Genomic DNA, 21,426 nt, shown 5'->3' with positions numbered 1-21,426 from the left:
CTAAAGATCCCGCGAGAATGGCCGAAAAATTATAGCACCGCGCTTTTTGCGCCCGCGCTACCCCTTTTTCCACGCTTCCTCGACTACGCCCCCCATGGACATCACAGAACTCCTCGCATTTTCCGTCAAGAATCAGGCGTCCGACCTTCACCTGTCGTCCGGCCTGCCACCGATGATCCGTGTTCACGGTGACGTCCGGCGCATCAACCTGCCGGCCATGGAGCACAAGGACGTGCACGCCATGGTGTACGACATCATGAACGACGGCCAGCGCAAGCACTACGAAGAGTTTCTGGAAGTCGACTTCTCGTTCTCGGTGCCCAACCTGGCCCGCTTCCGGGTTAACGCCTTCAACCAGGAACGCGGCGCGGCGGCCGTATTCCGGACCATTCCGTCCAAGGTGCTGTCGCTCGAAGAGCTGAATGCACCCAAGATTTTCAAGGAAATCTCTGACCAGCCGCGCGGCATCGTGCTGGTCACCGGACCGACCGGCTCTGGCAAGTCGACCACGCTCGCGGCGATGGTCGACTACGTCAACACCAACCAGTACGGCCACATCCTGACAATTGAAGACCCGATCGAATTCGTGCATGAGGCCAAGCGCTGCCTGATCAACCAGCGAGAAGTCGCCCGCGACACCATCTCGTTCAACAACGCGCTGCGCTCCGCCCTGCGTGAAGACCCCGACGTCATTCTGGTGGGCGAGTTGCGCGACCTCGAAACCATTCGCCTCGCGCTCACCGCGGCCGAAACCGGTCACCTGGTGTTCGGCACGCTGCACACCTCGTCGGCCGCCAAAACCATCGACCGTATCGTCGACGTCTTCCCGGCCGAAGAAAAAGACATGGTGCGCGCCATGCTCTCCGAATCGCTGCGCGCCGTCATCGCCCAGACCCTGCTCAAAACCAAGGACGGCAAAGGCCGCGTCGCCGCGCACGAGATCATGATCGGCACGCCGGCCATCCGGAACCTTATCCGCGAAAACAAGATCGCGCAGATGTACTCGGCCATCCAGACTGGCCAGAATGTCGGCATGCAGACGCTCGACCAATGCCTTGCCGACTTGGTTCGGCGCAACATGGTGTCCTCCGCCGAGGCCCGCGTACGCGCCCAGAACAAAGACAACTTCGCCGGCTAATCGCCTCGGCAGGCCAAACCACTACTGACCGGAACGCACGATGGAACGCGATCAAGCCCTCAAATTCATGCAGGACCTGCTGCGCCTGATGGTGCAGAAAAAAGGCTCTGACCTGTTCATCACCTCCGGCTTTCCGCCGGCGATCAAGATCGACGGGCGCATCGTCCCGCAGTCGAACCAGATCCTCACGCCGCAACACACCACCGAGCTGGCGCGCGCGATCATGAACGACCGCCAGGCCGCCGATTTTGAATCCACCAAAGAATGCAACTTCGCCATCTCGCCGGCAGGCATCGGCCGTTTCCGCGCCAACGCCTTTGTCCAGCAAGGCCGCGTCGGTTGCGTCCTGCGGACCATCGCCCTGACCATCCCGACCATTGACGAACTCGGCCTGCCGGCCGTCATCAAGGACATCGGCATGGCCAAGCGCGGCCTGGTGATCTTCGTCGGCGGCACCGGCACCGGTAAAACCACCTCGCTGGCCGCGCTGGTCGACTTCCGCAACGAGCACAGTTACGGCCACATCATTACGGTCGAAGACCCGATCGAATATGTGCACCAACACAAGAACTGCATCGTCACCCAGCGCGAAGTGGGCATCGACACCGACGACTGGACCGCCGCACTGAAAAACACCCTGCGTCAGGCGCCCGACGTGATCCTGATGGGCGAGATCCGCGACCGCGAAACCATGGACCACGCCATCGCCTTCGCCGAAACCGGCCACCTCTGCCTGGCCACCCTGCACGCCAACAGCGCCAACCAGGCGATCGACCGGATCATCAACTTCTTCCCCGAAGAGCGCCGCCAGCAACTGCTGATGGACCTCTCGCTCAACCTGCGCGCAATGGTCTCCCAGCGCCTGCTGCCGATGGTCGGCCGCAAGGGCCGCGTGCCGGCGGTCGAGATCCTGCTCAACTCGCCACTGATTTCCGATCTGATCTTCAAGGGCGAAGTCTCTGAGATCAAGGAGATCATGAAGCGCTCAACCGAACTGGGCATGCAGACCTTCGACCAGGCCTTGTTCCGCCTCTACGAAGACGAGCTGATCAGTTACGAAGACGCGCTACGCAACGCCGACTCGGTCAACGACCTGCGCCTGCAGATCAAGCTCAACAGCAAGCATGGCGACAAGGACCTCAACGCGGGGATTCAGAACCTCGATATTGTGTGAGCCCCCACGCTCGCTAACGCTCGCTGCCCCCCGAGGGGGCCGCGCCTCGCCTTGGGGCGGCCCGGCGGCGAGGCGGAGCCCCCACGCTCACTACGTTCGCTGCCCCCCCCCGAGGGGGCGGCGCCTCGCCTTGGGACGGCCCGGCGGCGGGGCGGAGCCCCCACGCTCACTGCGTTCGCTGCCCGGCGCAAGGGCGGTGACCCCACACCCTTTTGCTGCCACACCACGCACACCCACGGCGTAGGGTGAATAAGCGCAGCGCATCCGCCGTCACCGCCACACCTCCGCAAATCAGCGTCTGGCGTAGGGCGGAAGAGCGAAGCGTCATCCGCCGTCATCGTTACACCGCGGCACCAGCCCGCTTGCCCCTCACGGCTTGTCGCCACAACACCACGCACGAGACGCAGGGCAGCCTTCGACGCGCCTCTTGCGATCAGCGCTCGCTCAGCGCCAGCTTCACGCCCAGCCCCGCAAAAGCCGCCGAGAATCCATAGCGCAAGTAACGCTGCACCCGCGGCGACTCGATGACTTTGGCGCGAAACGCATGCGCCACCACGCCGTAGACCACGAACACGGCAAAAGTCATCACCATGAACACGCCACTGAGCAACAGCAGTTGAGCCATCGGCTGTGCCGCACCCGGTTCAATGAACTGCGGCAAAAAGGCCAGAAAGAAAATGGTCAGCTTCGGATTCAGGACATTCAGCAACACCGCCTTCATCACCAGCGCCCGCGCGCTTGTGCGCGACACGGCGCCATCCACGGCAAAGGCCGTGGTGTTACGCCACATCGAATACGCCAGGTAGAGCAGATACGCCACGCCCGCGAACTTCAGCACCTGAAACGCCAGCGCCCCGGCATGCATCACCGCGGCCAGCCCGAGAACGGTCGCCAGCAAGTGCGGCACAATGCCCGCCGTGCAGCCCAGCGCCGCGTACAGGCTCGCCGCGCGGCCCTGAAGCAGCCCTGTCGACACGGTAAAAATCACCCCCGTACCGGGAATGAGCACGACGACCAGGGCAGTGATGAGAAATTCAACGGTAATCATCGGTGCCGTCCTCGCAACTAGCGTTTACGCCGGGGAAACATCTGGCCGGCGTAACGCCCGGCCTACTGTCGCCGAGCGCCCGACACATGCGCAGCGAAGCCCTCGCGGGCATCCTGAGTCAGCGGATCAAACGTACTTCTGCGCTCGGGGCACACCACGATCCCCATGGCCTTTGCCACGCCAGTCAGTTCAACAAGCCGACACTGCTCATCAACATACAAGCGCTGCGGCCGCAGCCCGGCTTCCGATTCCGAAGACGCGAGCAAGCGTCGCGCGTCCAGCGCCGACGGCTCGGCATCCAGCACGCTGATGAAGGCGTTTCCGTGGATTCGGCCGGTCGCCGCATCCATGATCGCCAACACGTTGAAGTCGCCGTCCATAGCGGTTTCGATCGGCGCGTCGTTGAGTTGAAACAGCACCCATGCCTCGTGCGGTGCAAAGTCTTGATGGGTCATCGGAATCACCTGTTGGCTGGACCTGAGCGTGGCGGGCAGGCTGGCGCCCGCCCTACGCTTTCTCTCGCCGATTGCTGCCGGCGATCACCTTGTACTCAAACACCCGACACTCCAGCGCGCCATTGAACATCGGTGTGCGCTTGGTGGCCTTCAGCTTGATCAGCTTGGGCAGTTCCGGGTCGGCGCTGAGGAAGTAGCAGCGCCAGCCGGCCCAGCGCGCCTTGAGGGCATCGCCAAGCTTCGGGTAGAACTCGGCCAGCTCCGAGGACTCGCCAATGCGTACGCCATACGGCGGATTGGCCACCATCACGCCTTCGGCCGCCGGCGGCATGCGCTCGGTCAGCTCGGCCTGTTCGAGCGTGACCTGGTCGGCCAGACCGGCGGCTTCGAGGTTGATGCGCGCACGTTTGACCTGAACGCCTTCGCTGTCGGAACCGAAAATCGGCAGCTTTGCCACATGCCGACGACGCCCTTCGGCCGCCTTGCGCATACGGCGCCACACACTCTCATCCAGCGTTTTGAGCGCCTCGAAACCGAAGCGACGGCCAAGGCCGGGGGCGATGTCGAGCGCAATTTGCGCCGCTTCGATCAGAAAGGTGCCGCTACCGCACATCGGGTCGAGCAGCGCCTCACCGGGCTGCCAGCCACTCACCCGCAAAATGCCGGCGGCGAGGTTTTCCTTGAGCGGCGCTTCAACGGCGGCCTGCTTGAAGCCACGCTTGTAGAGCGGTTCGCCCGAGGTGTCGATATACAGCATCGCCTCGTCATTGCTGAGGAAGGCATGGATGCGCACATCGGGATTGGCCGTGTCGATGCTCGGCCGAACGCCCTTGATGGTACGGAAGTGATCGCACACTGCATCCTTGATACGCAGCGTGATGAACTCCAGACTCTTGAGCGGGGAGCGCCGTGCAGTGACATACACACGCATGGTCTGCTCCGGCGTAAACCACTTGGCCCAGGTCACACCGTAGGCCAGTTTGTAGATGTCCTGCTCGCCGTGATAGCGGCCATGCGCCACCTGCCACAGCACCCGCGTCGCCAGCCGGCTCTCGAGGTTGACCGCATAGGCCAGCGCCCAGTCGCCGGTAAACGACACGCCGCCGGGCACCTGGCGAATCTTGCCGGCGCCCAGCGCGCTCAGCTCGTCCTGCAAACCGGGTTCGAGTCCTCGCGGACACGGGGCAAAAAACTGTTCAGACATGAGAAATCGACTCAGAAAGGTTTGAGGACAACGAGAAACACCACCACAAACAGCACCAGCACCGGCATTTCATTGAAGACGCGGAACCACACATGGCTGCGCGCATTGCGCCCTGCCACAAAGTGTTTGAGCAAAGTGCCGCAATACACGTGATAGCCGATCAACACGAGCACCAGCGCGGTCTTGGCATGCAACCAGCCACCGCCAAAGCCATAACCAAACCACAACCACAGACCAAACACCACCGCCAATACGGCCAGCGGCGTCATGAAGCGCAGCAGCTTGCGCGCCATCAGCAGCAGACGCTCGCGTTCGGCGGTGCTGTCGGCGGGCACCATGGCCAGATTGACGAAGATGCGCGGCAGGTAGAACAAGCCAGCGAACCAGCTGACGACGAAGATGATGTGCAGGGCTTTGACAACAAGCATGGGGGGTCTCAGTGAAGGGCGGGCGACACGGCGGCCAGCCCGGATTGGATATCGGGATACATCAGCGGCGCACGCAGCTCGCGCTTGATGCGCGCATTGTCGATCTGCCGCGATTCCTGCATGAAGGTGAGCGTCAGCGGCGAGACACGCTCGGCAATCTGAGCGCGACTGAGCGGCTCGGGGCGCGGCAGGCCGAAGTGATCGGCCACCGTATTGAAATAGCCACCCATGGTCAGGCGGGTGTTGTCGCAGGCATTCCACACCCGCCCCGCCCCGCCGCGAAACACAGCGATGGCGCACCAGCGGGCCAGATCTTCGGCATGGATGTGATTGGTGTGGACGTCGTCCTCGGGCCGCAGGATCGGGTCGCCGCGCTCCAGGCGCGCCAGCGGCAAGCGGTCAGCCGCATAGATGCCCGGCGCCCGCAAAATGCCGACCGACACCCCGCAGCGGCGACCGAAGGCACGCAGCCGGCGCTCGGCATCAACGCGGCGTCCGGCGCGGTCGGAGTCCGGCGACACGGGGCGGGTCTCGCTCACCCAAGCGCCGTGGCAGTCGCCATACACCCCGGTCGTGCTGATATACACCAACCGACGCGGCACTGTGCTGCCCTGCGCCAGCGCCGCCACCAGATGCCGGGTGCGCGAATCGACCGCCCCCTTGCGCGGCGGCGGAGCGGCATGCAGCACCACATCGGCGATGCCGGACAGGCGCCGCAAGGTGCGGCGATCGTCCAGATCGGCCACCAGCACGCGCGCGCCCAGCGCCCGCAAGGCGGCACGCTGGCTGTCATCGCGTATCATCGCGATAACGCGAAAGCGCCCGGCCAGCCATGGAATGGCGCGCCGGGCGACATCGCCGCAGCCCACAATCAGAATCGTTCTCATCGCTTCATTATCTCACGCCAGATTTCGTCATGTCCTTTCAGCTCAACATCCTCCCGGGCGATCACGTTGTCGCCATCGCCGAAGACCAGACCCTCCTCGACGCCGCCGCCGCGGCCGGCCTGCTACTGCCCCACAGTTGCCGCGACGGCGTCTGTGGCGCCTGCAAGGGCAAAATCCTGGAAGGCACCGTGGACTACGGCCAGCACGGTCCGCAGACCCTGACCGACGAAGAAAAGGCCGCCGGCCTGGCGTTGTTCTGCTGTGCGACCCCCCGCAGCGATCTGAGCATCGAGTGCCGCACGGTCAATCGCGCCGACGACATCCCGGTCAAGAAACTGCCTTGCCGCGTGCAGGAGATGACGCTGGCCGCGCCGGACGTGATGGTGCTCAAGCTCAAACTGCCCGCCACGGAGGTTTTTGCCTTTCGCGCGGGGCAATACATCGACTTCCTGCTGCCCGGCGGCAAGCGACGCAGCTTTTCGATCGCCAACCCGCCGAGCCACGCCGACCACCTCGAACTGCATATCCGCCATGTGCCGGACGGCGCCTTCACCGGCCAGGTGTTTTCGACCATGAAAGTGCGCGACATCCTGCGCTTCGAGGGCCCGCTGGGCAGCTTCTTCCTGCGCGAGGACAGCGCCAAACCGATCGTCTTGCTGGCCGGCGGCACCGGCTTCGCGCCCATCAAGGGCCTTATCGAGCACGCCATCGCCACCGGCCTGACCCGCCCCATGACACTTTACTGGGGTGCCCGCGACCGCGCCGGTTTGTATCTTCACGACATGGCAGCGGCATGGGCCGAATCGCATTCCTGGTTCAAGTTTGTGCCCGTGCTGTCCGATAACATTCCAAGTGAGCCATGGACGGGGCGAACCGGTCTGGTGCATCAAGCGGTGATGGCCGATTTGCCCGATCTTTCTGGCCACCAGGTTTATGCTTGCGGTGCGCCGGTCATGATTGACGCCGCCCATCAAGACTTCACCCAGCAATGCGGCCTGCCCGACGAAGAATTTTTTGCCGACGCTTTTACCTACGCCCTGGAATCGCAAGCCTGACATCATGAGCCAATCCCTGCTGCTGACCCGCGAACCCGTCGTCAACCGCAACCGCGCGATCACCGCCAACCGCCTGATCGCGCATGCGCCGTCGGTGGCCGACATCGTCGAAGGCCTGCAGCAGTTCGAAGAAGAATGGCCGCGACACCACTCGGTGTTTCTCTCGCTGGGCAAACTCGTCCCGACCGTCGATCTGCTCGACTGGGAGATGCCCGAAAACCTGACCATCGAGATCCCGGCGCCCACGCTGGCTCACCCGAAAGTGCAGGCGCTGCTCCCCGAACTGAAAGCGGCGGGCGTGGGCACCTGTCTGTCCTGGTACACCGCCGACACGGTCTTGCCGCCGGACGTCGACTGGCGCTTCGTGATCATGGACCAGCGCAAACAACCCAGCCCGCACAACAGCCCCGGCCTGAGCCTGGCCTGGGGCCTCAAGGACACGCCGGCCTTTGACGACGCAGCACACCGCGGTTTCGACGGCGCAGCCGGCTGGTTCTTTCTGCATGGCAACGCCCCGGGCAAGCAGCTGTCGCCCTCCCACGCCCAGCTCGTCCGCCTGCTCAATCTCGTCCGCCACAACGCCGACATCAAGGAGATCGAAGCCGTCCTCAAGCAAGACGTCGCGCTCTCCTACAAGCTGCTGCGCTACATCAACTCGGTCGGCTTCGGCCTGCGCTGCGAGATCCAGTCCTTCCGCCACGCAGTCACCATCCTGGGCTACAACAACCTCAACAAATGGCTGTCGCTGCTGCTGGTCACCGCCAGCCGCGACCCGGCCGCCCCGGCACTGATGCAAACCTCGATCGCCCGCGGCCGGCTGATGGAGCGCGTCGGCGCGCCCTTCTTCGACAAGGCCGATCACGACAACCTGTTCATTACCGGCGCCTTCTCCCTGCTACCGGCCCTGCTCGGCACGTCGCTGGGCGATCTGCTCGGCGAAATGAGCCTGCCCGAGTCCATTACCGAAGCCCTGATCAATGACGAAGGCGCGTTCGCGCCCTTCCTCAATCTGGCGCGCGCCTGCGAGCGTTTTGACCCGTCGCGGTTGCAAACGCAAGTCAGCGAGCTCGCCATCGACAACGAGAGCGTCAACCGCGCCCTGCTCGCCGGCCTGCAGTTCGCCGACAGCCTGCAAGCCTGACCGCCGCCCGACCACCCGCCAGGCCGCCCCCTCCTTATGGCGAAAGACGGGCCCGTGCGCGCCCGGCGAGCACAGCAACGCCCCGAGACTGCCTCTGGACGCCGCCGCATACCCCATCGTCCCCTGCGACACCTATCACGTCTGGATGAGCGTTCCGCCGTTAGAATTCGGTCTGCTCTGTCTTTCACGGCTTTCGCTTCTTGATGTCACTGCCCGTCCTGCCCTTCCGCATGCATCGCCCGAGCCCGCACCCAAACGCGGCCGAGGCCTTGTTGCGCCTGATGGAAGCGGCGGACATTCCGTGGGACACGCTGGCCGAGCACGCCAGCCGCGACGCCGCGCTGTGCTTCGCCCTGCTCTGGCTGCAACCGCTCGACAGCGCCGACGCCCGACCGCTGCAAGCCCTGCTTGCCGATCGCCTGCGTCGCGTTGGCGCCCCCCTGTTGCGCGCCTGGCTGCTGCATGCGAGCGCCCACCCCGGCGATATTGCGGTCATGAAAGGGCTGCACCAGCAGGCCTTGCTCACCGCCGAAAGTGCCATGCACCTGGCCATCGAGAAACGCTACCCGCGCCCTGAAGAGGCCTTTCTGGCCGGTCTGTGGTCACGCTTGGGGCAGATGAACCTGCACGCCTCCTCGCCCGACTATGCGCAACTATGTGCGCAATGCGCCACACCCGAAGCCCTCCGCACCCGTGAGCGCCAACGCTTCGACACCGACCACATCGCGCTGAGCGCCAACCTGGCCCAGCACTGCCAGCTGCCGCGCCCCGTCATCGACGCCCTGGCCTTGGCCGGCGCCACCGAAGAGCAGCTACAAAACGCGCATCCGCTGGCCGCCATTCTTCGTGCGGCGCAATGCCTGAGCGATGACTCACAACGGCTCGACGAAGCGCAGCGCCTCAGCGGCCTGTCCAAAGAGGCCCTGCTCAGCCTGCAAACCGACGTGGACTACCTGTCCAGCCAGGGGCTGCAATCACTTGGCATCGGGCAGCCGGCAGGCAGCAACGCGGTGGCGCCGACCAGCGCCTCGCCCGACTCCCCCCGCCTGCCAGCCCACTGGCGACGGGTCACCATCGACGGGCTGATCCAGGCCGCATTCAACGCCGCCTCTGCCGAGACCGCCGTGCGCCAACTGCAGGACGCGTTTCGACTGCTGTTCGGCAAGCGCCCGCCGATGGTGTTACGCGCCAACAGCGAAGTGCTGCTCGCACTCGACGCCACGCATGAAGCCGAGCGAGCGAGCGCCATCGCCGAGCTCGACTTGCGCCTGTCAGATGAAACCAGCGTGGTTGCCCTGGCCATGCGCACCCAGACCAGCACCAGCCACTTCCCTGGCCGCGACGCGCCCGGCAGAAGCACCCGCGACTGGCATATCGCCCGCTGGCTCGATAGCGCCGGCATTTTGTGCCTGCCGTGGCACGCTGGCGGCGAGCGCGGCGTGGGCGTGCTGGGTATCGATGAAAGCCTCGACATCGCGCCAGACGAACAAAGCCTGATGCTGTCACTGGTCGCGCACGCGGCGGCCAGCCAGGTGCGCCAGGCGCAGCGCCAAGCGGCAGAGGCGCAGCTTCTGGCAACCGCGCGCGCCGAACACCTGGCCAAGGCCCGCCGCATCACGCACGAGGTCAATAGCCCGCTCACCGTCATCAAGAGTTATCTGGGCATCATCAGCCAGCGCGACACCGCCGACACCGCGCTGACCGGCGAGCTCGCCCAGGTCAGCAAGGAGATCGACCGCATTGGCGCGCTGCTGCGACGCATGAGCGATCCCGACACGGCCGAGCCAGTGACCACCACCGCCGACCTCGGCGAGGTCGTGCGCCAGCTCCAGCAAGTCTATGCAGATACCTTGTTCAGCAGCCGCAAGCGCGAACTCGACGTACGAATCCCCCGCGGCCTGCCCGCCGTGGCGATGCCGGCCAGCGCACTCAAGCAAGTCGTCCTCAACCTGATGCGCAATGCCGCCGAGGCCTTGCCCGAGGGCGGCCGTCTGAGCATCTCTTCGCCCGGTGTGCTGATGGCCGATGGCGTCCCTAGCCTGGAACTGCGACTCGTCGACAACGGCCCCGGACTACCCGACGCTCGCCTCGGCCGACTGTTTTCGCCGCAGCCGAGCCAAAAAGGCGAGGACCACCAAGGCATTGGGCTGTCGATCGTCAATGACTTACTCCGGCAATCTGGTGCCTATACCCTCTGTCGTAGTCAAAAAAACACTGGCACGAGCTTCCAGATTTTCATTCCACTAGCCCGCAACGTCTGAATCGGGCATCATCCGACGGGTTACGCTGTCGCTTGGCGACGACGGGGAGATCATGGTCATACCCGGTGAGGCCCCTTTCTTTAGTCATACCCTGTCCGATCGTACGGCGACGTACGAGCGTCCCAGCCGCATTCTGCTGGTCGACGACGACGCCCCCTTGCGTCGCACCCTGCCGCATGTCCTCGCCCATGCCGGCCGCCACTTTGAAGAGTGCGGCACGGTGTCCGACGCCATCAGCCGCCTTGAAAACAATCGCTACGACCTGATCCTGCTCGACTACCGGCTGCCCGACGGCTCCGGCCTCGACGTACTCGACTGGCTGGCCAACGCCGGCCGCACGGAATCGGTGGTGATGATCAGCGGCGAAGACGCCATCGACGCCGCCATTGGCGCCCTGCGCCGCGGCGCCGACGACTATGTGCGCAAGCCCTACCATGTGGCCCAGCTGCAACGCGCCGTGCAAAACGTCTTGCACAAAGCCCTGCTGGAGCAGGCCAACGGGGTCATGAGCCAGCGCCTGAAAAGCTCCGAGCGCCTGCATCGCTATCTGGTCGAAAGCTCACCCGACTTCATCTTCACCCTCAACCCCAGCGGCGCGTTCAACTATGTGAACCCGCGCGTTCAGACCATGCTGGGCTACACCCGCGAGCAGTTGCTCGGCAAAGCCTTCAGCACACTCTTGCTCGACGATGACGCCATTCGGGTCGAGGCCTTGCTGCGCGACGCAGCCCGCGGAAAACGCATGCACCCGGTGCTGGAGCTGCGCCTGCGACGGTTGGATGCGCAATCCGGCCAACCCGGCACCAGAACCGTCACCGTCACGCTCAATGCAGTCCCGATTTCGAATCGTAGCGGCGAGGACGCCAGCCAGGCCCCGGTCGGCATTTACGGCGTGGCCCGCGATATTTCGGAGCGCAAGCGGGCCGAAGAAATCATCACCTTTCAGGCCTACCACGACCAGCTCACCCACCTGCCCAACCGGATTCTGTTCAAGGACCGCCTCGAACTGGCGATCGCCCAGGCGCAGCGCCGCGGCGGACTGCTGGCGGTCATGTTCATCGATGTCGACCGTTTCAAGCGGGTCAACGATACCTACGGACACAGCGAAGGCGACCGCCTGCTGCGCGGCCTCGCCACCCGGCTGAAAGAGACCCTGCGCAAAGGCGACACGCTCGCCCGCCTGGGTGGTGACGAGTTCATCATTCTGCTGCCCGACATCGCCCACGCCGAAGACGCCGAAACCATCGCGCAGAAAATCCACACCGCACTGAAAACCCCGTTCCAGCTCGAACACGGCAGCTTTCACGCCACCGTCAGCATTGGCATCTCGGTCTTCCCGCGAGACGGCGACGTGGCCGAACAACTGACCCAGCACGCCGATATCGCGATGTACCAGATCAAGCGCGAAGGCAAGAACGGCTTCCGCTTCTTCGACCCGGACCTCAACGCGCACTACCGCGAACGTATCGCGCTCGAAGACGACCTGCGCGGCGCCTTGGCCAGAAACGAATTTTCGCTGCACTACCAGCCACAGATCAGCATGGAGTCCGGCCAGCTGGTCGGCGTCGAAGCCCTGCTGCGCTGGCAACACCCCACCCACGGGCTGGTCGGCCCCGCGGCCTTCATTCAGGTGGCCGAAGAGGTCGGTCTGATCCGCGACATCAGCCACTGGGTCGTCGATACCGCCACGCGACAGCTCGCGCGATGGCACGCTCGCGGGCATCAGGCCCTGCGCATGTCGATCAATCTGTCCTCCCACGATTTCGATCGCGACGACACCATCGACCAGGTCGCCGACTGCGTCTCGCGCTGCGGCCTCGCGCATGACCGCTTCGAGGTGGAGATCACCGAGCGGGTCATGATGCGCGACACCGACGAGGTCATCGCCCGGATTCGCCGGCTGCGCGACTGCGGCGTCGGCATCTCCATCGACGACTTCGGCACCGGCTACTCCGCGCTCGCCTATTTGCAGAAATTCCCGGTCAGCAGCCTCAAGATCGACCGCAGCTTTGTCGACAATCTCAACGGCGAAGGCACCCAGCCAATCATCTCGGCGATTACCGGCATCGCGCGAGGCTTTGGTCTGCACCTGGTCGCCGAAGGCGTAGAACGCCAGGAGCAGGCCCAGCGGCTGCAAGACATGGGCTGCGACATCATGCAGGGCTACCTGTTTTCCAAAGCCGTCACCGCGGGTGAGCTTGACCGCTGGCTCGAAGCGCCCCCCCAGCACATCGAGGCCGAACGGGCGCCACGACCACAATAAGCCGCCCCCGACGCCGGACAACAAAAAACCAGCCCGAAAGCTGGTTTTTTGTTGAAGCGCCGAATTACTTCTGGCTCATCACCCAGTCAGCCAATGCCTTGGCTTCCTCGGGCTTCACTTGCGGGTTAGGCGGCATCGGGACCGGGCCCCAGGCGCCCTTGCCACCCTTCATGATTTTCTCTGCCAGCATGGCCGAGGCGTCTGCCTGACCTGCGTACTTGGCGGCCACATCCTTGTAAGCCGGGCCAACCAGCTTCTTGTCGACCGTGTGACAGGCCAGGCAGTTCTTAGCCTTGGCCAGTTCAGCGGAAGCAAAGGCCGGAGCTGCGCTCAGCAGACCCAGGGCGACGGTAGCAGCAACGAGTGCTTTCATCGGAATTTCCTTATCGTTAAGTGGAACCAACACCGGCGGATACTAAACCATGAATCTGGCTTTGCCTACCCGCCCAACTCGTCCGCAAGACGCACCCAGTCGTCTATTGGCGACAGACACTCAACGCCTGAACACACCCAGGCGTTGACATGATTTTCAATCGGTTTGGCCAGCGCCGGGGGCAGATCGTCCCGCTCGCCGACCGACAGCACCAAGGTCGCGGCATCGGCGAGACTGGCGGCCTGCCTGGCCCAGGCATCGCATTCGCGTTGCGGCCCGCGCAACACCACCACCCGCGGCGGCGTCAGCCATTCGGCCAACGCCACATGGAGGCTGCCATAACCCATCGCGGACTGGCGCATGCCGGCATAAAACGCCCGCAGGCCGCCTGTGCTCGCCGCCAGATAGCGCGGCTCGCCCAGCAGATGTCCCAGCTGCTGCAAAGCGCGCGCCGCCACCCCGTTGCCCGAGGGCGTCGCGCCATCGTGACCGGTGCGGGGTCGGTGCAGCAGCACTTCGTGATCAGCGCTGGTGAAATAGAAGCCGCCCGCCGTCTCGTCTCCAAAACGCGCCAGCAGTGCATCGGCCAGCTGGCGGGCAAAGGCCGCGTCCTCGCTGCGCCATTCGGCTTGCAGCAATTCGATCAGCGCGGCCAGCGCAAAGGCGTAGTCGTCGAGATAGCCATTGAGTCGCGGCTGCCCCCCGCTCCAGCTGGCGTGCAGGCGCTCGCCGTCCCACAGCCGGGTGCGGATGAAGTCCATCGCCGTTTGTCCGGCAGCGATCCAGTCGGGGCGATCCAGCAAGCGGCCGGCGCGTGCCAGCCCGTGGATCATCAACCCGTTCCAGGCGGTCAGGATCTTGTCGTCCAGGCCCGGGCGCACGCGCTGGTCGCGCGCCGCCAGCAGCGCAGCGCGCACACGTGCCAGCGCGGCCGCCGCCAATTCCGGCGCCATGCCAACCTCACCCGCGATCTCGTCGAGCGGTTTGCGCAAGGTGAGATGCCAGGCATGGCCTTCGAAGTTCGGCATGCCTTCCATGCCGAACACGGCCAGCGCGAACACGCGGTCTTCCGGCGCGACGGCGGCCTTCACCGCATCGCGCGTCCACACATAAAAGCGCCCCTCCTCGCCTTCGGAATCGGCGTCCAGCGCCGACCAGAAAGCACCCTCGGGCGCACGCATTTCACGCAGCGCCCAGGCGGCGGTGTCTTCGGCCACCTCACGGAAGCGCGGCTCATCCCAGCACACCGCGGCTTCGGCGTAGAGCGCCAGCAGGGGGCCGTTGTCGTAGAGCATCTTCTCGAAATGCGGAATCTCCCAGCGCTCATCGACGCTGTAGCGACAGAAGCCGCCGCCGAGCTGGTCGTAGATGCCGCCTTCAGCCATGCGCTGGAGCGTCAGCCGCACCATCGCACCGGCGCTGGCGTTGCCGGCGCAACGGTAGCGGTGCAGCAAGAGCATCAGATCGGAGGGGTGCGGAAACTTCGGCGCCTTGCCGAAGCCGCCGTTGTCCATGTCGAACGCCGCCTCCATGCCGTCGCAGGCATCGCGCACCGGGCGCTCGTCAAACTGATCGGCATCGACGTTGCCAACCCGCGACGTCTCGGCCAGCGCGGCGCGCAACTGCTGATTCTGCTTGCCGATCGCCTCGCGCTGGGTCGCCCAGCCGGCGGCGACACGTTCCATCAGGTCGACAAAGCCGGGCAGACCGTGACGCGGCGAGGGCGGAAAGTAGGTGCCGGTATAGAAAGGCGTGCCTTCGGGCGTCAGAAACACCGTCAGCGGCCAGCCGCCGGCATGGCCCGAGAGCATCTGGTGCGCGCTCTGATAGATGTGATCCAGATCGGGCCGCTCTTCGCGATCGACCTTGATATTGACGAACAGCCGGTTCATCACCTCAGCCGTCGCGGCGTCTTCGAAGGATTCATGCGCCATCACATGGCACCAGTGACAAGCCGAATAGCCAATCGACAACAAGATGGGCTTGTCTTCAGCGCGCGCCTGCGCCAGCGCTGCGTCATCCCACGGCTGCCAGTGCACCGGGTTTTCGGCGTGCTGGCGAAGATACGGGGATGGCTCCTGGGCGAGACGATTGGTCATCGCGATCTCGGTAATAAGACAATGCGCGCCAGTTTACCAAGCGCGCACATTCCCGACAAATTTTGTCGGGAATACCCCTTCGCGGTGAAGGGGTGTGTCACTAAAAAGGGGCGTCCAGCGCCCCCTTCATTTATGTACCCCCAAGGGCTCAGGTGCCAAGCAAGACCAGCCCAACCCCCGCCATCACTCCGCCCAGCACGCGCTTGACGGCCATCGCGACACGCGACGCCGGCATCCAGCCACCGAGCGCATAGCCCGCGCCGTGCAACACGGCCGTGGCCACGACGAATCCGACGACATAGCTCAGCAAACTCGCGCCACCCATGTCGGCCACGTGTGCGTAGCCATGGAACAACGCGAACACCCCCACCAGAGGCAGCGCCACCGACACCGGTAATTTGACGGCCAGCGCGATCAACAGGCCCATCACCAGCACCGACACCCCAATGCCACCTTCAACCGCCGGCAGCACCACGCCCAGCGCGGCAAGCCCCGCGCCGCACAGCATCGCCACGACGAACCCCAGCGGCAGCCCCCAGCGCGCGCGGCCGGACTGACGGGTCGCATAAACACCCACCGCCAGCATCGCCAGCAGGTGATCCACACCGCCAAAGGGGTGCGCCAGGCCCGCCGCGAAATGCCCGCCGGCATGCCCGCCATGCGCCATGGCCGACCCGGCACCACCGGCCAGCACGAGAGCGAGAAGAACACGCGATGTCGCCATGACACACCTCCAGAGAAAACCAAGTTAACGAAAAACGTCGTGATACCGAATCAAGATGCGTGCCAGACACGGCCCATCACGAAATCAAGCGTTTGCGCCGGTCACAGACCCGGCATCCGGCAAGCGCGCTCCCAGCGTCGGCCGCTTGGCGAATACTGTGTAACCACCCCCGGCGCAGCCCCAACACCCCGGCTGCAAGCATCGCGGCGAGTCTGATACGCTCCCGGCTGACACCGCCAAAACGCATTGCACCGCATTTGCCAGGCGAAACTCAACCGTCGTCAGGAGACCTCGTATGCCGACGCTTCACCATGCGCTCATTCTGGCCGGACTGCTCGCCCCGGCCGCCCTCGTCCAGGCCGCCGATCTGCCAGACGTCGACCTGACCCGCGCCACTCAGATTGTGGCCGAGCGTTGCTCGCTCTGTCACGGCATGGACGGCGAGAGCTCGACCGTCAACCACCCCAAGCTGGCCGGCCAGCACTACCAGTACATCGCCAAACAGCTGGCCGACTTCCAGAGCGGAAAACGCGCGAGCGACACCATGGGCAGCATGGTGGCCGGCCTCACCGCCGACGACATGCTCGCCCTTGGCGTGTATTTCGAGAAAAAGCCCGCCCGCTCACGACGCGCGCTCGACGAAGGCCTGAACGCCGTGGGCAAATTCATTTTTGATCGCGGCAATGAATACTCCGGCGTCGCCGCCTGTTCGTCCTGCCACGGCGAGAAAGGCTACGGCACCGACAAGTTGCCGCGCCTGGCCGGGCAGAACGCGCGCTATCTGGAGACCCAGCTGGAGTCCTTCAACAGCCGCGCGCGAACCAACGACAACGCGATCATGCACACCATTGCCTCCAAGCTCACCGAGCTCGAAACCAAGGCGGTGTCGGTGTATATCAGCACGCTGGAGTAAGCGGCGCCAGCGGCAGGCAGGCGGTAAACACCGCCCCGCCAGCGCTCGCGTTGGCCGCCGACAAGCGTCCGCCGTGGCGCTCGATGATGCCGTAGCTGATCGCCAGCCCCAGGCCCGTGCCCTGCCCCACCGGCTTGGTGGTAAAGAACGGGTCGAACACCTGCGCCAGATTGGCCGGGTCGATGCCCGGCCCGTTGTCCTCGAAACGCAGGCACACCTGAGCTGAGGCGACGTCCACCTCCGCCGAAATCTGCAGGGTCGGCTGGCCGAGCGTGCTGGTCGCATCCCAGGCGTTCTGCACCAGATTCATCATCACCTGCTGCATCTGGCCGGCCGAGCCGATCATCATCAGCGGCGCGGGGATGTCCAGCCGCACCTTGAAATCCTTGCGCGCGGCCTGGCTCACCCAGCGCACCGCGCGCTCGACCACCTCGGCCAGGTCGAACTGCTGCTGCTCGTCCCGATCGATGGCGGAAAAGCGCTTGAGCCCATCGACGATCTGCCGCGTGCGCTCCGCGCCTTCGATGGTGCCCTCGATCAGCGGATCGAGATCGGCCAGAATGCGGTCGATCCGCAGACGCGCCCGCTGCTCGGCCAGCTGCTCGGGCGACTCGCCGGCATGCACGGCACCCAGATAGGTCTCCAGCCGGTTGGCGTAGCGACGCAGCGCATGCACGTTGCCCAGGATGAAGCTGATCGGGTTGTTCAGCTCGTGCGCCACGCCCGCCACCAGGCGACCGAGCGAGGCCATTTTTTCGGAATGCAGCAATTGCTGCTGGGTGCGTTTGAGGTCGTCATGCGCCTGACGCAGCGCCTGATACGCCTTGCGCAACTCGCCCACCGGCCGACCGGTGACGACCATGCCCATCGATTTGCCGACGGCGTTGAAACGCGGCGTGCAGTTGAATGACACCGGCACCGCCGAGCCGTCGTGCGCCCGCAGTTGCAGTTCACAGTCGTGCACCTCGCGCTCACCGAACACCGTCAGCAACTGGCGCGCCTTGTCGCGGGCATCGTCGCCGACAAACAAATCGTAGATGGCGCTGCCGCGCAGCGATTCGGCGCTCTTGCCGGTAATCACCTCGAGCGAGGGGTTCACATCTTCGATGGCGCCATCACGCCCGCACACCACCAGGATGTCCGACATCGCGGTGAGCACCGACAGAATGAACTGCTGCGACTCCTCGAGCTTGGCGTTCTTCTCTTCGAGCGCCACCTCGTACTGCAGCAGGTCGGAATAGACCTCGTCCATCTTGTGGATGACGTCCATCCACACATCCTCGCCCACGCCAACCAGCTCGCCAGGGTGGCCGGTCTGGCCAACATCGTGGTCCTTGTCGCCGGGTTTTGCCATGTGTTGATCCCCTGCGTCAATGCACCGTGCACACCATGCACGGGTCGAAAGAACGCACCACATGCTGCACCGCCAGCGGCATGCCGGCGCCATCGCCCACGGGCGTGCCGACCAGGGCCTGCTCGAGCGCGCCCGGTGTGCCGGCCGCGTCACGCGGGGAGAAATTCCAGGTCGTCGGCGCGATGATCTGATAGTTCTGGATGTGCCCATTGCGCACCACCAGCCAGTGCCCGAGCGCGCCGCGGGCCGCCTCGACCAGGCCGACACCGACGCCCTGATCGGGCAACTCGAGTTCGACACAGAACGGATCGCCCGGCACCAGTTCGCGCACCCAGGCTTCCATCATTGGCAGCACCCGCGCGATTTCGAGCATGCGCCCGACCACCCGGCTCATCACCGTGCCGCCGCCCTGCGCGACCAGATCGCGCGCCAGCGGATGGCCGTCGACCACTTGCCGCGCCAGCGCGCCGCACTGGACCACCTTGTCGCGCCAGCGCGGCGCCTTGCACCACGAGTAGGCGTCGGCCTTGTCGGCATCCGGATGGGTCTCGCCCACCAGCGGATGATGCTTGTCGGCCGAACCGGCCAGCCAGGCGTGGGAGATGTCTTCGACGATATCGCGCGTATCGAGCGGGTGGACGGCGCCCACCGCGCTGTCCCAGATGCCCGGCGCAAAACGGCGGGCGCCATCGATGGGGTAATTGCCAAAACTCAGATACCGCTCGGGCGCGCGACCGAGGCGGTCCAGTCCCAGCGTTTTTGAGACCTCGAGAAAGCGCGCCAGATCACCCCGCGCCGGCCCCTTGGCGTCAAACCATGTCCACAGCGCATCTGCTGAATCGAGCGCCGACACCGCCTCCAGCGAATCGCCAAACAGATGCCGCTCCATCCAGCCACGGAACTCGCGCAGCAGGCTCAGCAGGCGCACCCGCTCGGCCGGCAGAATCGCCCGCGCCGAACCGCCCGGCTGCAGGCTCAGCGTATGCGGCCACTTGCCGGCCAGCGTGCCCATCAATTGCAGAAAGCGCGCGCGCGCCGGCAGCGCCTCGGCCGCCGCCGAGCCTTCGACCGCCTTGAAGCGGGCACGCACAGCGTCGAAACCGGGCGTGCCGGCATAGGCGTCGCGCGCAAAGTCGGGCATGAAAAAGAGGTAGAAATGGGTGAAGTGATCCGCCATGTTCTCGGCCGACAGCATCAGGTTGTTGGCCCGCGCGCCGTTGGGCGGCGGCGCGACCCCGGCCAGATCCGCCAGCGCCGCGGCCGAGGCGGCCGACTGCGACACCGAGCAGATGCCGCAGATGCGCGGCACCAGGGTCAGCGCATCCATGGGCGCCTTGCCTTGCAGGATCTGCTCGAAACCACGATACAGCGGTGAATTGACCCAGGCCGCGCTGACCCGGCCATCGACCTGCGCCAGCGTGACTTCCAGATCGCCCTCGACCCGATTGAAGGGCCCCAGCACTTGCCGGCTCATTTGCGTCCCGTCCGGCGAATGGCCGGCGTCACCACGGTATGATCCGCCGTCGCGTTGGCACGCACCCGGCGCGGCGTGGCCGACTTGGACAGCGCAGCCAGCGCCACGAACCACGCCTTGGGCATGTCGGTAGGCAGGCCGATCGGAATGCCGCCGACCTTGGGCGTCTGCGAAAACGGATGGCCGGGTTCTTCAAAGCCCGGTTCGGTACAGCTGATGCAGGCGTAACCGCCGTTGGTGCACGAGCCCTGCCCGTTCCATGGCCGCATATTGCAGTCGGCATGGGCTTGCGTGCCCTTGCACCCCATGTGCTCCATCAGGCAACCGAGGTCGGAGGGCTTCTCGGCGCTGGCCTTGAATTCATAGAACTCGTTGCGCGAGCAGCCGTGATGCACGAGGTGGTCGGCATAGAAGCGTGGGCGGCCGATGGCGTCCAGGCTGTGCGCACTGACCTCGTCCATGACCAGCGCCAGCAAGGTGTCGAGCACCCAGCCGGGATGGGTCGGGCAGCCGGCAACATTGATCACCGGCAGGCCGCTACCACTGCGGTAGTCTGCCCCCAGCAAGCCACCAGTGGCATCGCCGTCGTATTGCAGGCCGCAGGCATCGGTGGGATTGAACGCCGCCGCGGTCACGCCGCCAAAAGCCGCGCAGGTGCCCACCGCAACGGTGTGATGCGCACGCGAGGCCAGCGACTGCACCCAGTCGATCATCGGCCGGCCGGTGCCGGCCAGCATGTGGAACCGTCCCGTGCCTTTCGGGCCGCGCAGCAAGGCGCCCTCCACACACAACACATCGAGCCGCTGCCGCCCTGCCTCGCAGGCTTCAAGCAAGGCGATGACCTCGGCCCCGCTGGCCTCCGACAAACTCGGATGCCACAGCAACTCGATCCCGCCATCGGCCAGCGTGGCCATCAGGTTGGGGGTATCGGCGCACAGCAAGGACATGGTGCACCCACCACAGCCGCCGGATTGGAGCCAGAGCACGTTCATGGCGCTATTGAATCACAGGGCAGAGGGCCGGACAGCCTTAGTCGGCCGCCTGCTCGCGCTTGAATTGATAGAGCAAGGCCTGGCAACTGGCGCAGGTGACAATGCGCACATTGTCTTCGCGGCCATTCAAGCCGTGCTCGGCGGTTTCGGTGGCACCGCACTTCTTGCAAGCACGGTCATCACCCACCGCCGCCAGATAATCGGACCGATCTGGCAGATTGCGCTGGGCCTTCATGTGTGCCTGATGCTTGGTCAACACAATGAATGCGGAGATGAACAAGGTCAGGATCAGTACGATCGGAAACGCCATTTCCCATGCCATGGGGGGTCCTCTGAAATTGAATCGCGTGCGCACGATTGCGCTCGTGCACGGTGCAAGGGCCACAGGTTACCGGCTTTCGCGCGCACGGGCTTTGCCCCAGATCAGCGCGCGCTCACGCCAT

19 protein-coding genes are annotated in these 21,426 nt (G+C 64.9%); 7 read left to right on the top strand and 12 right to left on the bottom strand.

The features are described from left to right. Positions 1 to 94: 94 nt before the first annotated feature. A complete protein-coding gene (locus FHP89_RS18075) occupies positions 95 to 1,138 on the top strand; it encodes a type IV pilus twitching motility protein PilT (RefSeq protein WP_144173859.1) in 1,044 nt (347 codons plus the stop codon). Positions 1,139 to 1,178: 40 nt separating this feature from the next. Beyond that, a complete protein-coding gene (locus tag FHP89_RS18070; protein WP_144173861.1) occupies positions 1,179 to 2,312 on the top strand; it encodes a PilT/PilU family type 4a pilus ATPase in 1,134 nt (377 codons plus the stop codon). Between the two features lie 433 nt (positions 2,313 to 2,745). Here the strand turns inward: FHP89_RS18070 and FHP89_RS18065 are convergent, their stop codons facing one another. From FHP89_RS18065 to FHP89_RS18045, 5 genes are all read right to left on the bottom strand, one after another. Further along, positions 2,746 to 3,360 carry a LysE family translocator gene (locus FHP89_RS18065; protein WP_144173863.1) on the bottom strand — a complete coding sequence of 205 codons (615 nt, stop codon included), beginning with the start codon at positions 3,358 to 3,360 and terminating at the stop codon, positions 2,746 to 2,748. Positions 3,361 to 3,422: 62 nt separating this feature from the next. After that, positions 3,423 to 3,815: a hypothetical protein gene (locus FHP89_RS18060; protein ID WP_144173865.1), complete on the bottom strand. Its 393-nt coding sequence runs from the start codon at positions 3,813 to 3,815 to the stop codon at positions 3,423 to 3,425. A 52-nt stretch (positions 3,816 to 3,867) separates the two neighbouring features. Beyond that, positions 3,868 to 5,019 (bottom strand): THUMP domain-containing class I SAM-dependent RNA methyltransferase, encoded by a 1,152-nt coding sequence (locus FHP89_RS18055; protein WP_144173867.1) that lies wholly within the window; start codon positions 5,017 to 5,019, stop codon positions 3,868 to 3,870. A gap of 11 nt (positions 5,020 to 5,030) precedes the next feature. After that, on the bottom strand, positions 5,031 to 5,447 hold the full coding sequence (locus FHP89_RS18050; protein WP_144173869.1) for a CopD family protein: 417 nt from the start codon (positions 5,445 to 5,447) through the stop codon (positions 5,031 to 5,033). Positions 5,448 to 5,455: 8 nt separating this feature from the next. Continuing rightward, complete coding sequence (locus FHP89_RS18045; RefSeq protein ID WP_144173871.1) at positions 5,456 to 6,334, bottom strand: NAD(P)H-binding protein; 879 nt, start codon at positions 6,332 to 6,334, stop codon at positions 5,456 to 5,458. A gap of 29 nt (positions 6,335 to 6,363) precedes the next feature. On the opposite strand from FHP89_RS18045, the gene FHP89_RS18040 reads away from it, so the two are divergent. The 4 genes from FHP89_RS18040 (at position 6,364) to FHP89_RS18025 (ending at position 13,054) form a co-directional block, all read left to right on the top strand. Further along, a complete protein-coding gene (locus tag FHP89_RS18040; protein WP_144173873.1) occupies positions 6,364 to 7,389 on the top strand; it encodes a CDP-6-deoxy-delta-3,4-glucoseen reductase in 1,026 nt (341 codons plus the stop codon). A 4-nt stretch (positions 7,390 to 7,393) separates the two neighbouring features. Continuing rightward, on the top strand, positions 7,394 to 8,530 hold the full coding sequence (locus FHP89_RS18035) for an EAL and HDOD domain-containing protein (protein ID WP_144173875.1): 1,137 nt from the start codon (positions 7,394 to 7,396) through the stop codon (positions 8,528 to 8,530). Positions 8,531 to 8,733: 203 nt separating this feature from the next. Then, on the top strand, positions 8,734 to 10,791 hold the full coding sequence (locus FHP89_RS18030; RefSeq protein ID WP_144173877.1) for an ATP-binding protein: 2,058 nt from the start codon (positions 8,734 to 8,736) through the stop codon (positions 10,789 to 10,791). 52 nt (positions 10,792 to 10,843) lie between these two features. Further along, a complete protein-coding gene (locus FHP89_RS18025; RefSeq protein WP_144173879.1) occupies positions 10,844 to 13,054 on the top strand; it encodes an EAL domain-containing response regulator in 2,211 nt (736 codons plus the stop codon). A 64-nt stretch (positions 13,055 to 13,118) separates the two neighbouring features. Here FHP89_RS18025 and FHP89_RS18020 read toward each other — a convergent pair whose 3' ends face one another. From FHP89_RS18020 to FHP89_RS18010, 3 genes are all read right to left on the bottom strand, one after another. Then, positions 13,119 to 13,427: a c-type cytochrome gene (locus FHP89_RS18020; RefSeq protein ID WP_144173881.1), complete on the bottom strand. Its 309-nt coding sequence runs from the start codon at positions 13,425 to 13,427 to the stop codon at positions 13,119 to 13,121. Positions 13,428 to 13,492: 65 nt separating this feature from the next. Then, complete coding sequence (locus tag FHP89_RS18015; RefSeq protein ID WP_186300195.1) at positions 13,493 to 15,526, bottom strand: thioredoxin domain-containing protein; 2,034 nt, start codon at positions 15,524 to 15,526, stop codon at positions 13,493 to 13,495. A 148-nt stretch (positions 15,527 to 15,674) separates the two neighbouring features. Then, positions 15,675 to 16,250 (bottom strand): HupE/UreJ family protein, encoded by a 576-nt coding sequence (locus FHP89_RS18010; protein WP_144173885.1) that lies wholly within the window; start codon positions 16,248 to 16,250, stop codon positions 15,675 to 15,677. A 295-nt stretch (positions 16,251 to 16,545) separates the two neighbouring features. On the opposite strand from FHP89_RS18010, the gene FHP89_RS18005 reads away from it, so the two are divergent. Continuing rightward, positions 16,546 to 17,163 (top strand): c-type cytochrome, encoded by a 618-nt coding sequence (locus tag FHP89_RS18005; protein ID WP_144173887.1) that lies wholly within the window; start codon positions 16,546 to 16,548, stop codon positions 17,161 to 17,163. Here the strand turns inward: FHP89_RS18005 and FHP89_RS18000 are convergent. The 4 genes from FHP89_RS18000 to FHP89_RS17985 are packed head-to-tail and all read right to left on the bottom strand — an operon-like array spanning position 17,147 to position 21,305. Continuing rightward, positions 17,147 to 18,517, bottom strand: a complete 1,371-nt coding sequence (locus tag FHP89_RS18000) for a sensor histidine kinase (protein WP_144173890.1) — start codon at positions 18,515 to 18,517, stop codon at positions 17,147 to 17,149. The two genes, FHP89_RS18005 and FHP89_RS18000, sit on opposite strands and share 17 nt — an antisense overlap. Before the next feature lie 16 nt (positions 18,518 to 18,533). Beyond that, positions 18,534 to 19,991 carry a nickel-dependent hydrogenase large subunit gene (locus FHP89_RS17995; RefSeq protein ID WP_144173892.1) on the bottom strand — a complete coding sequence of 486 codons (1,458 nt, stop codon included), beginning with the start codon at positions 19,989 to 19,991 and terminating at the stop codon, positions 18,534 to 18,536. Next, complete coding sequence (locus FHP89_RS17990; protein WP_144173895.1) at positions 19,988 to 20,983, bottom strand: NADH-quinone oxidoreductase subunit B family protein; 996 nt, start codon at positions 20,981 to 20,983, stop codon at positions 19,988 to 19,990. Before FHP89_RS17990 ends, FHP89_RS17995 begins: the two co-directional genes overlap by 4 nt. 37 nt (positions 20,984 to 21,020) lie before the next feature. Next, entirely contained in the window at positions 21,021 to 21,305 is a 285-nt protein-coding gene (locus FHP89_RS17985; protein ID WP_144173897.1) for a hypothetical protein, read from the bottom strand. Positions 21,306 to 21,426: the final 121 nt, after the last annotated feature.

Origin of the sequence: Denitromonas ohlonensis, assembly GCF_007625205.1 — a bacterium.
Classification (GTDB): Bacteria; Pseudomonadota; Gammaproteobacteria; order Burkholderiales; family Rhodocyclaceae; genus Nitrogeniibacter; species Nitrogeniibacter ohlonensis.
This window is presented reverse-complemented; position numbering and strand designations above follow the sequence as displayed.

What these genes read in the sequence shown, in the direction of transcription:
- FHP89_RS18075 (WP_144173859.1), top strand. Translation starts at nt 95, where the DNA reads ATGGACATCACAGAACTCCTCGCATTTTCCGTCAAGAATCAGGCGTCC.
- FHP89_RS18070 (WP_144173861.1), top strand. Translation starts at nt 1,179, where the DNA reads ATGGAACGCGATCAAGCCCTCAAATTCATGCAGGACCTGCTGCGCCTG.
- FHP89_RS18065 (WP_144173863.1), bottom strand. Translation starts at nt 3,360, where the DNA reads ATGATTACCGTTGAATTTCTCATCACTGCCCTGGTCGTCGTGCTCATT.
- FHP89_RS18060 (WP_144173865.1), bottom strand. Translation starts at nt 3,815, where the DNA reads ATGACCCATCAAGACTTTGCACCGCACGAGGCATGGGTGCTGTTTCAA.
- FHP89_RS18055 (WP_144173867.1), bottom strand. Translation starts at nt 5,019, where the DNA reads ATGTCTGAACAGTTTTTTGCCCCGTGTCCGCGAGGACTCGAACCCGGT.
- FHP89_RS18050 (WP_144173869.1), bottom strand. Translation starts at nt 5,447, where the DNA reads ATGCTTGTTGTCAAAGCCCTGCACATCATCTTCGTCGTCAGCTGGTTC.
- FHP89_RS18045 (WP_144173871.1), bottom strand. Translation starts at nt 6,334, where the DNA reads ATGAGAACGATTCTGATTGTGGGCTGCGGCGATGTCGCCCGGCGCGCC.
- FHP89_RS18040 (WP_144173873.1), top strand. Translation starts at nt 6,364, where the DNA reads ATGTCCTTTCAGCTCAACATCCTCCCGGGCGATCACGTTGTCGCCATC.
- FHP89_RS18035 (WP_144173875.1), top strand. Translation starts at nt 7,394, where the DNA reads ATGAGCCAATCCCTGCTGCTGACCCGCGAACCCGTCGTCAACCGCAAC.
- FHP89_RS18030 (WP_144173877.1), top strand. Translation starts at nt 8,734, where the DNA reads ATGTCACTGCCCGTCCTGCCCTTCCGCATGCATCGCCCGAGCCCGCAC.
- FHP89_RS18025 (WP_144173879.1), top strand. Translation starts at nt 10,844, where the DNA reads ATGGTCATACCCGGTGAGGCCCCTTTCTTTAGTCATACCCTGTCCGAT.
- FHP89_RS18020 (WP_144173881.1), bottom strand. Translation starts at nt 13,427, where the DNA reads ATGAAAGCACTCGTTGCTGCTACCGTCGCCCTGGGTCTGCTGAGCGCA.
- FHP89_RS18015 (WP_186300195.1), bottom strand. Translation starts at nt 15,526, where the DNA reads ATGACCAATCGTCTCGCCCAGGAGCCATCCCCGTATCTTCGCCAGCAC.
- FHP89_RS18010 (WP_144173885.1), bottom strand. Translation starts at nt 16,250, where the DNA reads ATGGCGACATCGCGTGTTCTTCTCGCTCTCGTGCTGGCCGGTGGTGCC.
- FHP89_RS18005 (WP_144173887.1), top strand. Translation starts at nt 16,546, where the DNA reads ATGCCGACGCTTCACCATGCGCTCATTCTGGCCGGACTGCTCGCCCCG.
- FHP89_RS18000 (WP_144173890.1), bottom strand. Translation starts at nt 18,517, where the DNA reads ATGGCAAAACCCGGCGACAAGGACCACGATGTTGGCCAGACCGGCCAC.
- FHP89_RS17995 (WP_144173892.1), bottom strand. Translation starts at nt 19,991, where the DNA reads ATGAGCCGGCAAGTGCTGGGGCCCTTCAATCGGGTCGAGGGCGATCTG.
- FHP89_RS17990 (WP_144173895.1), bottom strand. Translation starts at nt 20,983, where the DNA reads ATGAACGTGCTCTGGCTCCAATCCGGCGGCTGTGGTGGGTGCACCATG.
- FHP89_RS17985 (WP_144173897.1), bottom strand. Translation starts at nt 21,305, where the DNA reads ATGGCATGGGAAATGGCGTTTCCGATCGTACTGATCCTGACCTTGTTC.